This is a genomic window from Janthinobacterium algoris (assembly GCF_051380935.1).
In the GTDB taxonomy this organism is placed as follows: domain Bacteria; phylum Pseudomonadota; class Gammaproteobacteria; order Burkholderiales; family Burkholderiaceae_D; genus Janthinobacterium.
On the sequence record NZ_JBNYXZ010000002.1, the window covers coordinates 287,372 to 299,653 of the forward strand.

General features: G+C 60.2%; 9 protein-coding genes. 6 read left to right on the forward strand and 3 right to left on the reverse strand.

The window, feature by feature from the left end; translation table 11 throughout:
- The first annotated feature begins 37 nt into the window (after positions 1–37).
- From ACQ4W7_RS04255 to ACQ4W7_RS04275, 5 genes are all read left to right on the forward strand, one after another.
- Entirely contained in the window at positions 38–1,966 is a 1,929-nt protein-coding gene (locus tag ACQ4W7_RS04255) for a TolC family protein (protein WP_436528693.1), read from the forward strand.
- Positions 1,966–2,751: an efflux RND transporter periplasmic adaptor subunit gene (locus ACQ4W7_RS04260; protein WP_426074979.1), complete on the forward strand. Its 786-nt coding sequence runs from the start codon at positions 1,966–1,968 to the stop codon at positions 2,749–2,751. Before ACQ4W7_RS04255 ends, ACQ4W7_RS04260 begins: the two co-directional genes overlap by 1 nt.
- Positions 2,752–2,786: 35 nt before the next feature.
- Positions 2,787–4,130 carry an efflux RND transporter periplasmic adaptor subunit gene (locus ACQ4W7_RS04265; RefSeq protein WP_436528695.1) on the forward strand — a complete coding sequence of 448 codons (1,344 nt, stop codon included), beginning with the start codon at positions 2,787–2,789 and terminating at the stop codon, positions 4,128–4,130.
- 47 nt (positions 4,131–4,177) lie between these two features.
- Complete coding sequence (locus tag ACQ4W7_RS04270; RefSeq protein WP_426074977.1) at positions 4,178–4,555, forward strand: hypothetical protein; 378 nt, start codon at positions 4,178–4,180, stop codon at positions 4,553–4,555.
- Between the two features lie 100 nt (positions 4,556–4,655).
- Complete coding sequence (locus ACQ4W7_RS04275; protein WP_426074976.1) at positions 4,656–5,099, forward strand: DUF411 domain-containing protein; 444 nt, start codon at positions 4,656–4,658, stop codon at positions 5,097–5,099.
- Positions 5,100–5,194: 95 nt separating this feature from the next.
- Here the strand turns inward: ACQ4W7_RS04275 and ACQ4W7_RS04280 are convergent, their stop codons facing one another.
- Positions 5,195–7,426, reverse strand: coding sequence for an NADP-dependent isocitrate dehydrogenase (locus ACQ4W7_RS04280; protein ID WP_426074975.1), 2,232 nt, complete (start codon positions 7,424–7,426; stop codon positions 5,195–5,197).
- Between the two features lie 364 nt (positions 7,427–7,790).
- On the opposite strand from ACQ4W7_RS04280, the gene ACQ4W7_RS04285 reads away from it, so the two are divergent.
- Positions 7,791–9,944, forward strand: coding sequence for a TonB-dependent receptor (locus ACQ4W7_RS04285; RefSeq protein ID WP_436528698.1), 2,154 nt, complete (start codon positions 7,791–7,793; stop codon positions 9,942–9,944).
- 365 nt (positions 9,945–10,309) lie between these two features.
- Here the strand turns inward: ACQ4W7_RS04285 and ACQ4W7_RS04290 are convergent, their stop codons facing one another.
- Positions 10,310–11,017: an ankyrin repeat domain-containing protein gene (locus ACQ4W7_RS04290; protein ID WP_436528700.1), complete on the reverse strand. Its 708-nt coding sequence runs from the start codon at positions 11,015–11,017 to the stop codon at positions 10,310–10,312.
- Positions 11,018–11,360: 343 nt separating this feature from the next.
- Positions 11,361–12,230: an HNH endonuclease gene (locus ACQ4W7_RS04295; RefSeq protein WP_436528702.1), complete on the reverse strand. Its 870-nt coding sequence runs from the start codon at positions 12,228–12,230 to the stop codon at positions 11,361–11,363.
- Positions 12,231–12,282: the final 52 nt, after the last annotated feature.

Here is a 12,282-nt window from a genome sequence, read left to right on the forward strand (position 1 = left end):
ACACATGACAAGACTTCATAACCCAGGAGCACTATTGATGATTTTCCTTACCAGTGTCACCCGCACCATCCGAAGCGCGCCCCCGGCAACGCTGCGCCGTCTGCCATTGGCCATCCTGCTGGGCGCCGCGCTGAGCGCCTGCAGCGTCTTGCCCGAGCCTATCGATGCGGAAACCCGCAACGCCCGCGCGCGCAACGATGTGGAGACCCTGTTCAAGGATGTCGAACCTGTCACCGGCGAGGTCACGCTGCATGAAGCGTTCGCGCGCGCGCTGAAGTACAACTACGATTACCGCCTGCGCTCGATGGAGCAAAGCATGGCGTCGAGCCAGCTCGACCTGGCCAAGTACGACATGCTGCCGCGCCTGACCGTGGCGGCAGGCTACAGTTCGCGCAGCAACGATGCCGGTTCGCGCTCGGTCGACCTGAGCACGGGCGTGGAAAGCAATCTGTTCTCGGGCGCTCAGGAGCGCACGCGCAACACCCAGAACGCGGTGCTGGCCTGGAACGTGCTCGATTTCGGTGTCAGCTATGTGCGCGCCCAGCAGCAAGCCGTGCAAGTGATGATTGCCGAAGAACGCAAACGCAAGGTGGTGCAGAATATTTCACAGGATGTGCGCCAGGCGTTCTGGCGCGCCTATGTCGCCCAGCAAACGCTGCCGCGCATGGACGTCTTGCTGAATCGCGTCAAGGAAGCCCTGCTGCGCAGCGAGCGCATGGAAACGGAACGCATGCTGCCGCCGCTGCAGGCGCTGGCCTACCAGCGCGCCATGCTCGACCTGCACCAGCAAATCGTGGCGCGGCGCCAGGAATTGATACTGGCCAAGTCCGAATTGAACGCCCTGATCAATCTGCGCCCCGGTGCCGTGGTGACTTTGTCCGCCGGACAGGAAGAGCAGGAAACCAGCAAACTGCAGCCGTTCGACGATTTGAACGCGCTCGACCTGGCGGCGCTGAACAACCGGCCGGAATTGCGCGAGGAAGACTACCGCAAGAAAATCTCCGTGCTGGAAGGACGCAAGGCCCTGCTGGCCTTCCTGCCAGGCATCGAGCTGAACCTGTCGAGTAACCGCGACAGCAATAAATTCCTGCTCAACAACACCTGGGGCGAGGCTGGCAGCACCGTCTCGCTGAACCTGATGCGCGCCTTCGCCTACCCGGCCACCAAGCGCGCCCAGGAAAGCCAGGCCCAACTGGACGACACGCGCCGCATCGCACTGACGATGGCCGTGCTGACACAGGTGCGCATCGCCACCCAGCGCTTCCAGGAAGCGCGTGCCGACTACTTCGTCAGCAGCCAGGCGGCCAAGGTCGACGCCCGCATCGAACAGCACACTTTGTCCGCCACCAAGGCCAGCGCCGAATCGGAAATGGAATTGCTGCGCACGGAAGTGCGGGCCGCGCTGTCGGAAATGCAGCGTTATGTCGCCCTGGCCAATTTGCAAAGCGCCTACGCCCGCGTGGCCAACTCGGTGGGTGCCGACTTGCTGCCCGAGCAGCCGCAAAGTAGCAGCGTCAGCGCCTTCACGGCGCAACTGGCAAAGGCCGACCAGGATTGGCGCAAAACCAGCTTCCATACGGCAGACAGCGCGCCGCCCGCGCCGCAAGTGACCTTCGGCAGCATCGCCACCCCGGCCGGCAGCGGCCTGGACCTGGCCGCCCTGCTGCGCGCGCGCCTGCCCGAACATGGCGCGGCGGTGAGCGGCTTGGCCGGCGAGCACACGCCCGTGATCAGCGCCACGGCCAGCGTGGGCCTGCCCAGCGCCGGCATGCGCTCGGTCGAAGTGACCTGGCTGCTCAAGCGCGGTGACGTGACCCTGGCAACCATCCCCTACCGCTCGGCCATTCCCGACAGCGTGGCCTCGGCCTGGCCCGTGTTCGGCCAGGCGGCGGCGGAATCGGCCGCCGCCAAGATCAGCAGCCTGCTGCGCGGTGACGCTGCCAGCCGCCGCCAGGCGAGCAATTGATGCGCCTACTGTACCGTTGCACCCTGGGCGGCGCCGCTGCGGTGCTATCGACCCTGCTGTCGGCCGGCGCCCTGGCGGCGGCGCCGGTGGCGCCGGCCAAGGCGGCCCCCACCGAAGCGAACAAGACGATACGGGTACTGGTCGCGGCCGACCAGGAAAGCGTCTTGGCGTCACAAATGGCGGGCCGCATCGAGCAGATCTCCGTCAAACTGGGCAGCACCATCAAGGCCGGCCAAGTCTTGCTGCGCTTTAATTGCGATGAACAGGATGCCCACCTGAAAATGGCCAATGCCGAGTTTTACGGCGCCCAGCAAACCTATGAATCGAAGGTCAAGCTGCAATCGATGCAATCGGTGGCCGAAATCGATGTGCAGCAGGCAGGCGCGGCGGCGCAAAGGTCCAAGGCGCAAATTCAGCTATACCAGGCGCAACTGCGGCAATGCAATATCGTCGCGCCGTTTGCCGGCCGGGTCACCCGCTTGCTGGCCAAACAGTACGCCAGCGTCAACATCGGCCAGCCCTTGATCGAGATCGTCAATGACCGCAAGCTCAAGGTGCAGCTGAACGTGCCTTCGCTGTGGCTGTCCTGGCTCAAGCCGGGCCAGCCGTTCACGCTGCGGATCGATGAAACGGGCAAGGCCTATGAAGCGAAGGTGCAGCGCATCAACGGCCGGGTTGATGCCGTCAGCCAGTCGATTGAAATCGAAGGCGAGGTGCTGGGCGATCCCGATAATCTGCTGCCAGGCATGAGCGGCGTGGCCAGTTTCGCGCCGACCAAACGCTGAACGCCAACCTTTTCCACGCCTCACCAGGAAGCACTTTGCCAGAATCATCGATCAATTTGCACAGCATAGGCACCCTGCTCCAGATCGAGCAGGACGTGCGCCAGGCCGGCAGCGAAAACGCCGTCGAATTCATCGCCGTTAACGACAGTTGGCGCATCCTGCCTTACCGCCAGGCCGTGCTGTGGCGCCTGGACGACGCCGGCATCGCTTCGCTGAAGTTGGTATCCGGCCTGGCCGAGCTGCCGGCAGACTCGCCCTACCGGCAATGGATGAACCAGGCCCTGCGGCACGTGGCGCCCACCCTGGCTCCCGGCAAGGCGCGGCAATTGGCGCGCGACGCACTGCCGGAAGCGATGCGTGCCGGCTGGGATGAATGGGTCGCGCACAGCGTCTTGCTGGTCGCCCTGCCCACGCCCGTTGGCGGCTGCGTCGGCGGCCTGTGGCTGTCGCTGGAGAACGCGGCTGGCGAGGCTGAAACGGCGCTGGTCGAGCGCCTCGCGGGCGCTTACGGGCAAGCCTTGTGGGCTTGGCGCGCGCGGCCGTCAAGCTGGCGCAGCAGCGTGGCGAAACTGAAAACCCGACCCAAGCGCCTGTGGCTGGCCGCCGTGCTGGTGGCGCTGATCCCCATGCGCCTGACAGTGCTGGCGCCGGCCGAAATCATCGGCAAGGATGCCAAGCTGATCGCCGCACCGCAAGATGGCGTAGTGGCGCGCTTTTTTGTCAAGCCGAACCAGATGGTGGCGGCGGGCGCACCCCTGTTCGCGCTGGAAGACACGAGCGCGCGCAACCGCAACGAAGTGGCGGCCAAGTCGCGCGCGGTGGCGGCGGCCGAATACCTGCGCGCCACGCAAAAATCGTTCAATGACGGCGCCAGCAAGGCCGACCTGTCATCGCTGAACGCGCGCCTGGAAGAAAAGTCGGCCGAAGCGCAATACGTGCAGGACATGCTCGACCGCATCCAGGTACGCGCCCCCGCAGCCGGCATCGCCGTGTTTTCGGACCAGAACGACTGGCTGGGCAAACCCGTGCAGACGGGCGAACGCATCATCTTGCTGGCCGATCCGGCCAAGGTGCAGATCGCCATCCGCCTGCCCGTCGACGATGCGCTCAGCCTGGAACCGGGCGCCAGCGTCAAGCTGTACCTGAACGTGGCGCCGCTGGGCACCGTCGCCGGCGTGCTGACCCAGTCCAGCTACGAACCGACGCTGAGCGGCGAAGGCGTCGTCGCCTATCATTTGAAGGCCGACCTGGCGCCTGGCGAGCCGGTGCAGCGCATTGGCTTGAAAGGCACGGCCAAACTGTACGGCGGCTGGGCGCCGCTGATCTACCACGTGCTGCGCAAGCCGCTGGCCGTGGCCCGCCGCACGCTGGGCATTTGATCTGGGACGCAGACCGGCCCGCCTGCCCCGTGGTATACTTTTCAGCGATGATGCGATTCTTCAAGACATGGCTGATCCTGATATTGATGACGCTGCTGTCGCTGCAAGCGGCCGCAGCGGGCATGCGCATGTCCTGTGCACATGGCGCGCAGGGAGTAGCGCACAAGGTGCCGGCGCGCGCCATCGCGCAGTCTTGCCACCAGGTCCAGGCAACGCCCGACATGGCCGGCGCGGATAGCGCGCCCGGCGAGCGGCATGCCGTTTGCGGCGTCTGTTCCGCCTTCTGCATGGGCGCGCTCGTGCCCCCCTCCATCGCCCCCGCTCTTCCCGCCTGCAGCGGCGCGGAAAGCGTGACAATGACAACTACCCCGCTACCTGCTGGTTTCGTGCCCGACGGCCCGCGCCGGCCACCCCGGCACGCCTGATTTCGCGCTACGCCATCCACCGGCATCCGACATAAGCATGTCCATGGAGCATTGCGTCCACGGCCATCTTCCATTGATTCAGTACTTGAAAGATAAGACCATGATCCGAAAAACTCTCCTGCGCGGCGTCTGCGCCGCCATGCTGGGCGTACCCCTGCTGGCCTTGGCCGCCGCCCCCGTCATCGACGTCTATAAAAGCGCTTCGTGCGGCTGCTGCACCGCATGGATCGAGCACCTGGAAGCGAACGGTTTTACCGTGCGCGCAAAGAACGTCGAGATGCCGGCGCAATATCGCAAGCTGGCAGGCATTCCCGACGCGCTCGGTTCCTGCCACACGGGCCTCGTCAATGGCTACGCCATCGAAGGCCATGTGCCAGCCAGCGAGATCAAGCAGTTGCTGCGCGAGAAACCTAAGGCCAGAGGCCTGGCCGTGCCGGCAATGCCCATGGGTTCGCCAGGCATGGAAGGGCCGCGCAAAGATGCGTATGACGTCTTGCTGGTCAAAAACAATGGCAGCACCACCGTCTACAAACATTACAAATAATCGGTAAAGAAATGAAAAACGCCGCCGGGATCACTCCCGGCGGCGTTGTTTTTTATCAGGCAGCGGTAAAGAACTTACTGCCTGTCAGGACTGCATCAGATGCTGTCCAGCACCGCATTCAGGCTGGCGCTAGGACGCATGACCGCTTCCGTCTTCGCCGGATCGGGCAGATAGTAGCCGCCAATATCCGTTTCCTTGCCTTGCACTGCTTTCAGCTCGGCAACGATCTTCTCTTCATTCTCGGCCAGGGCTTTTGCCAATGGCGCGAAATGCGCTGCCAGTTCCGCATCGTCCTTCTGCGCTACCAGGGCTTGCGCCCAGTACATGGCCAAGTAGAAATGGCTGCCGCGATTGTCGAGTTCGCCGGTACGTGGCGATGGCGACTTGTTGTTATCCAGCAGCTTGCCGGTGGCTTCATCCAGGGTTTTCGCGAGGATTTTGGCCTTCGCATTGCCCGTTTTGATGCCCATGTCTTCCAGCGACACGGCCAGGGCCAGGAATTCACCCAGCGAATCCCAGCGCAAATGGTTTTCTTCCACCAGTTGCTTGACGTGTTTCGGTGCCGAACCGCCAGCGCCCGTTTCGTACATGCCGCCACCGGCCATCAACGGCACGATCGACAGCATCTTGGCGCTGGTGCCCAGTTCCAGGATCGGGAACAGGTCGGTCAGGTAATCGCGCAGGATGTTGCCGGTCACGGAGATGGTGTCCAGGCCGCGGAAGGCGCGCTCCAGGGTGTAGCGCATGGCGCGCGTCTGCGACATGATCTGGATGTCCAGGCCCTTGGTGTCGTGCTCCTTCAGATATACCTGTACCTTTTTGATGACTTCGTTCTCGTGCGGACGATAGGAATCGAGCCAGAACACGGCAGGCATGCCCGAATTGCGCGCACGCGTGACAGCCAGCTTGACCCAGTCGCGGATCGGCGCGTCCTTGACCTGGCACATGCGCCAGATATCGCCCTCTTCCACCGTTTGCGTCAGCAGCACTTCGCCCGTTTCCAGGTCGGTGATGTTGGCAATGCCACCTTCCGGCACTTCAAAGGTCTTGTCGTGCGAACCGTATTCTTCCGCTTGCTGCGCCATCAGGCCCACGTTCGGCACGGTGCCCATGGTCTTCGGATCGAAGTTGCCATGCCATTTGCAGAAACCGATCATTTCCTGGTAAATACGCGCGAAAGTCGATTCCGGCATGACTGCCTTGACATCTTTCGGACGGCCATCGGCACCCCACATCTTGCCGCCGATGCGGATCATGGCCGGCATCGACGCGTCGACGATGATGTCGTTCGGCGAATGGAAGTTGGTGATGCCCTTGGCCGAATCGACCATGGCCAGTTCCGGACGATTCGCGTGGCAGGCGTGCAGATCTTTCAGCACTTCATCTTTTTGCGATGCTGGCAGGGTTTCGATCTTGTCGTACAGGTTGCTCATGCCATTGTTGACATTCACGCCCAGCTTGTCGAAAAGCGCGGCGTGCTTGGCGAACGCGTCCTTGTAGAAAATGCGCACGCAGTGGCCGAAGACGATCGGGTGCGAGACCTTCATCATGGTCGCCTTGACGTGCAGCGAGAACATCACGCCCGTCTTGAAGGCATCGTCGATTTCTTTCTCGTAGAACTCCAGCAGCGCTTTCTTGCTCATGAACATGCTGTCGATGATTTCGCCTGCTTGCAGGGAAACCTTCGGCTTCAGCACGATGGTCTTGCCCGAGGCGGTGACCAGTTCCATCTTGACATCGCGGGCCTTTTCCAGGGTCAACGATTTTTCGCCATGGTAAAAGTCGCCATGATGCATGTGCGAGACGTGGGTTTGCGATGCCTGGCTCCACTCGCCCATCGAATGCGGGTGCTTGCGTGCATACTCTTTGACCGCCTTCGGTGCGCGGCGGTCGGAATTGCCTTCACGCAGGACCGGATTGACCGAGCTGCCGATGCACTTGCCGTAACGGGCCTTCAAGGCTTTTTCTTCTTCCGTCTTCGCGTCTTCCGGATAGTCTGGCAGCTTGTAGCCACGGCCTTGCAATTCGCGCACGCAAGCGATCAATTGACCTTGGGAAGCGCTGATGTTCGGCAGTTTGATGATGTTGGTGTCTGGATTCTGGGTCAATTTGCCCAGTTCAGCCAGAGTATTCGGGACTTTTTGCGCATCCGTCAGGAATTCGGGAAATTCGGCCAGTACACGCGACGCCACCGAAATATCAGTGGCGACGACATCCACGCCAGCCGGCGCGGTGAATTTTTTGATAATCGGCAGCAGGGAATACGTCGCGAGCAGCGGCGCCTCGTCAGTCAGCGTGTAGATGATTTTGGATTTTTGTGTTGCCATGTTCATTCCCTTGTATGCGGTGATGCCTGGTGGTTAACTTTCTTCATTCCAAACACAGGACGGTTAGCCTTGCTTTGGACAGCTAGTGTGTCGGCGGTGACGCCGTGCTTGCCCACTACGTATTTTAGACTGTCCTGCCGCTGTTTGTGTATCCGATGGCGACGAATCTTATATAAGACAGCAAATATTGGAAGCTGCCGGGCCAGGATGGCCATTTTACGTACTGAAATAGGCTTCACGCGCGCGCGGGGCATGAATGCGGCCACGGCAGTATTGGGTATTTCAGCAACTTTAAATAGAAATGATTCTCATTTATAGTATAGTAGCTACGGTTTCTTCTCTACCAACTTTACGCCTTGACTTGATGCCGACTCCACACGTTCACACTGCCCTCCCCCGCCACACCACCCGATTGATCCTCGCCGGCCTGCTCGTTGCCAGCGTGACGCCGCAGGCGATTGCCCAGGCGACAAGCGATGCGTCCACCCCGGTTGCCACCGTGCTTGTCAACGGACAAGCGGAAGCCGATGCCGGCGGACAGATCGCCAAGAGCGCGCGCGCCGGCATGCTGGGCGAAAAAGACTTGCTCGATACGCCGTTCAGCGTCAACAGCTACACCAGCCAGCGCATGCTGGACCAACAGGCGCTGACCCTGGCCGAGGTGCTGGGCGGCGACCCCTCCACCCGATTCACGGGCCAGATCGGCGGCGTCACGGATTCCTTCTTCATCCGCGGCTTCCCCCTCAACGAAGGCAACTTGAGCGAAGTGGCATTTGACGGCGTGTATGGCGTCTCGCCCAATTACCACCTGTTTACCGAATATCTGCAGAGCGTGGAAGTGCTCAAGGGACCGGCCGCCCTGCTGTACGGCATGTCGCCGAACGGCGGCGTGGGCGGCGTCGTCAATGCCGTGCCGAAACGCTCCTTGCCGCGCGACCTGACGCGCTTGACCCTTGATTATGGTGCAAGCTTGCAGCTGGGCGCGGCCGTCGACGTCAGCCGCCGCTTCGGCGAGGAACGGCGCTTCGGCGTGCGCTTCAATGGCTTGCACCGCCAGGGCAAGACGCCGCTCGACCACCAGACGTCGCGCGCGGAAGTGGTGGCTGTCGCCCTCGATTACCAGGGCCAGCGGCTGCGCGCCTCGCTCGACGTGATCGAACAATACCAGTGGATCGACGCTCCCACGCGCCCCTTCCTCGTGGCGGCGCGCCTGCCGGTGCCGGCAGCGCCCGATGGCCGGCGCAACATCACCCAATCCTGGAGTTGGTGGAAGTCCAACGATCTGGCCACCTTGGGCAAGCTCGAATACGACCTGAACGATAACCTCACCGTGTTCGCCGACGTGGGCGGCACACGTTCCGACGTCTCGCGCTATTCGGACCAGACGCCGACCATCATCAGTGCGGCGGGCGACATGACGGTCACGCCCATGAACTGGAAGTTTCGCGTGCGGCGCGCTAGCGGCGACACGGGCGTGCGCGCGCGCTTTCGCACGGGCGGTATCGAGCATGCGCTGGTCGTGATGGGCAATGTCTACCAGGACAAATTTGGCAGCGTCAGCAATTCCGGCAAACTGATCGCCTCAAACATCTACCATCCCGCGGCCGTGCCCGATCCCGGCATTGCCGCGCCGGCCCGCGCGCCGAAACTGTCCGCCTCCACTCTCTCCAGCCTGGCCGTGGCCGATACCTTGGACATGCTGGACCAGCGCGTGCAACTGACCCTGGGGGTGCGCCGCCAACTGGTGGAATCGAAAAACTACCACGCCACCACGGGCGCACTGAGCACGCATTACAAGCAAGGCGCCCTGACGCCGCTGGCCGGCATCGTCGTCAAGCCGCTGCGCAACGTCTCGCTGTATGCAAACTATATCGAGGGCTTGAGCAAGGGCGATATCGCACCGAACATCGCCAGCAACGCGGGCCAGGTGTTCGCGCCATACAAGAGCAAGCAGTATGAAGTGGGCACCAAGGCCGATTTTGGTGTGGTGCTGGCGACCCTGGCGCTGTTCCAGGTCAGCAAACCCAGCGGCCAGCTGTATGGCAAGGTCTACAGCATGGATAGCGAGCAGCGTAACCGGGGACTGGAACTGAACCTGTCCGGCGCCGCCAGCAAGGCCGTGCGCCTGTTGGCCGGCATCACTTTGCTCGACGGCCGCCTGGTGAAGACCAACAGCGCCGCCACCATGGGCAAGCGCCCCGTCGGCGTGCCGACGGCCATGGCCAACCTGGGCGGCGAATGGGATTTGCCGTACTGGTCCGGCCTGACGGCCACGGGCGCCGTCAGCTACACTGGCAAGCAGTATCTGGACCAGACGAACCTGCAGTCGGTGCCGTCATGGACCAAGGTCGACCTGGGCTTGCGCTACCGCACGGCCATCGCCGGCAAGGCAACGACCTTGCGCGGCGGGCTAATGAACGCGTTCGACCGCCATTACTGGGCCGGCGTGGCCTCGTATGGCACCGTCTCGCAGTCGGCACCGCGCACCTTGCAGCTGTCGGCCGCCGTGGATTTTTGACGGGCGGGTGCCGCCAGGCGCAGGCAGATCACACCACAGAATGCGGGCCGCGGCATCCACAGCGCCTCAAGACCGTTTTCTGTACTTCTGTACTTCTTGCGCACTAAACAAAAAAAGGCTTACACCTCATCAGTGTAAGCCTTTAATATCAAACGAATTCTGGTGGGAAGTGCAAGTTTCGAACTTGCGACCCCTGCAGTGTGAATGGGGTGCGCAGATTGGTCGCTTTCATAGGGGAAACATGCGCTGAGCGCGGCCGAATAATATCATTTTGGTGGAATGTTTGTCGAATGGAATTCTGGACGTCCTTCTCCCATCGGCACGCAGGCGTTGCCTGCATCGCCATTCAGCATGCGCACAGGAAGTCATTCTGACAAATCTGAAATGAGTTGCTCACGCAAGGGGTGGGAATTTTCTTTCTGCTGGCTTTGAAGCAGGAGCCAAGCCGAGGTGCCATCCGCGGCCTCAATCTCCAGGTCCGCGCCAGCATCGAACAGCAAATAAAACGTTCTATCGATGTCTTCGTTCCATGTCGCGGTGCCGCACAGAGTAGTCATCGGCGTGTCGCCCGTCGCAGATTGAATGTTGACGTTGGCACCGTTCTCAATGAGATGATGCACAGCCCTTGGATGAGCTCCCCTGCCCCATTTCAAATTGCACATTGCATGGAGCGCGGAAATGCCGCCTTCCGGTGTTTGTCCGTTCACGTCGAAGCCGCCCCACATCAGCACGCGCATGCAGGCAATCTCACCGCGCAAGCCCTCGAAGTCCATCTTATTCAGCGCGGCCCATGCGATCAATGGAAAGTGCTTCGGGACGCCCAGCTCCATGCATGCGAAGGCTGCGATCATGTAGTTGTCCATCATGTCAGCCTGGATTTGGCTCACAAGGACCTTAGGATCGCTCATGCAACTGAGGTAGGCACGACGAAAATCACTGCCGATATCGTGCGCACTCATAGCCGCTCTCGCTTGCTCGCACACTGCAACGAAACCGTCTTTGGACTGGTCTCCTTGCAAATCCTCAGTGATCAAAGCTAACTTGAATGATTTATCATCATTGATGCTGACCATCGTGCCCCCTATGATCTATAGCTAGTGCAAATCTCTTCCTGTCGTGCGCGAATGCGAGCCATCGCGCACCGTGGCATCCAACTCAGCTCGCTCGGCGTCGTGGAAAGCTTTGGACGACGCAACTGCGGCCCGCCCGCCAAATTCGTGGATAGTAAGGCGCTCGGACACGCCCGTAAACCGGCCCGTTAGGATGGCCGCGCAGATGTCCATGGGGCGGCCGTCCGGTTAGCTCGAAAACGGACAAGTTCCCATAGGCGTCGCGTTGGCCAGCCAAGATTGAAAACCCATAATAGCTATTGTTGTCGCTCTACCAGGCGCGGAGTCAGACCAAGTCATCCAAACATTAGTCGGTGGAATACCATGATTGATAGCGCCCAGAAGTAATGGCGGCCCCGTCCTTTTTTTCAATTTGGTTGCAATGCACGCAGAGCAATTGCAAATTGCTGACGTCATTTAGTCCAAACTGCGCGAGAGAAACAATGTGATCATAGTTTTCCACATTCTCGATATTCGCCAAACCAGATAAATCACTGTCGCACAAGACGCAGCGCCCACGGTCTCGATAGAAAACGGCGCGTTGCGCCCACTTTGGCGGCCTAACTCGAAGCAAAGTTCCGCGAGGAGAAAGCAATGTATGATCCAAATCCTCCGCATCCTCTACGGTAGCGCCACTCAGAATACTCGACATGTAAACATTGAAATTTAATAACAATTTCCGGTTTTGAAACAATACATGGAAGACCTCTCCAACCGTTTGATCCATAAGCTTTTCATATGACTCAGACAACCATATCTCATTCATGAAATCATATACATCATCGTCATCGGCATCAAGGTATGACTTGCCCAAATCGGCCAAATGATCCGCAAAGCTCTGATAATCAATACCGTGACGATCAAAGGCATTTTCAATTGGAAGCTTGTAAGCATAAGAATCACCAAATTTCGTGACTATCTGTCTGCCTAAATCCGTCATGCTATGGCAAGAGGGCAACTCCACCTCTTCCGCCTGTTCGGAGTGAACATCCCGGACAACAAATTCAATGAACTGGTGGAATACGGAATATTTTTTGTAGGGAGCAAACCATCCTGCCCATTGCCCATCGCAATGAAATGCCTCCAAAGCCACGATATGCTCAAACCTGTTCTTTAATATTCCATCAACGATGGAACATAAATAATAGGTTTCGTAAAATTTTGCCTCAATATGCATGCTATGGATCTGCTTAAACTAGACGTTGAATTCAGTCATTCGCGCCCTGCGT

Bases quoted from the DNA above. Each gene is read 5' to 3' on its own strand.
- ACQ4W7_RS04290 (WP_436528700.1), bottom strand. From the start codon at position 11,017: ATGGTCAGCATCAATGATGATAAATCATTCAAGTTAGCTTTGATCACT.
- ACQ4W7_RS04280 (WP_426074975.1), bottom strand. From the start codon at position 7,426: ATGGCAACACAAAAATCCAAAATCATCTACACGCTGACTGACGAGGCG.
- ACQ4W7_RS04260 (WP_426074979.1), top strand. From the start codon at position 1,966: ATGCGCCTACTGTACCGTTGCACCCTGGGCGGCGCCGCTGCGGTGCTA.
- ACQ4W7_RS04285 (WP_436528698.1), top strand. From the start codon at position 7,791: ATGCCGACTCCACACGTTCACACTGCCCTCCCCCGCCACACCACCCGA.
- ACQ4W7_RS04270 (WP_426074977.1), top strand. From the start codon at position 4,178: ATGATGCGATTCTTCAAGACATGGCTGATCCTGATATTGATGACGCTG.
- ACQ4W7_RS04295 (WP_436528702.1), bottom strand. From the start codon at position 12,230: ATGCATATTGAGGCAAAATTTTACGAAACCTATTATTTATGTTCCATC.
- ACQ4W7_RS04275 (WP_426074976.1), top strand. From the start codon at position 4,656: ATGATCCGAAAAACTCTCCTGCGCGGCGTCTGCGCCGCCATGCTGGGC.
- ACQ4W7_RS04255 (WP_436528693.1), top strand. From the start codon at position 38: ATGATTTTCCTTACCAGTGTCACCCGCACCATCCGAAGCGCGCCCCCG.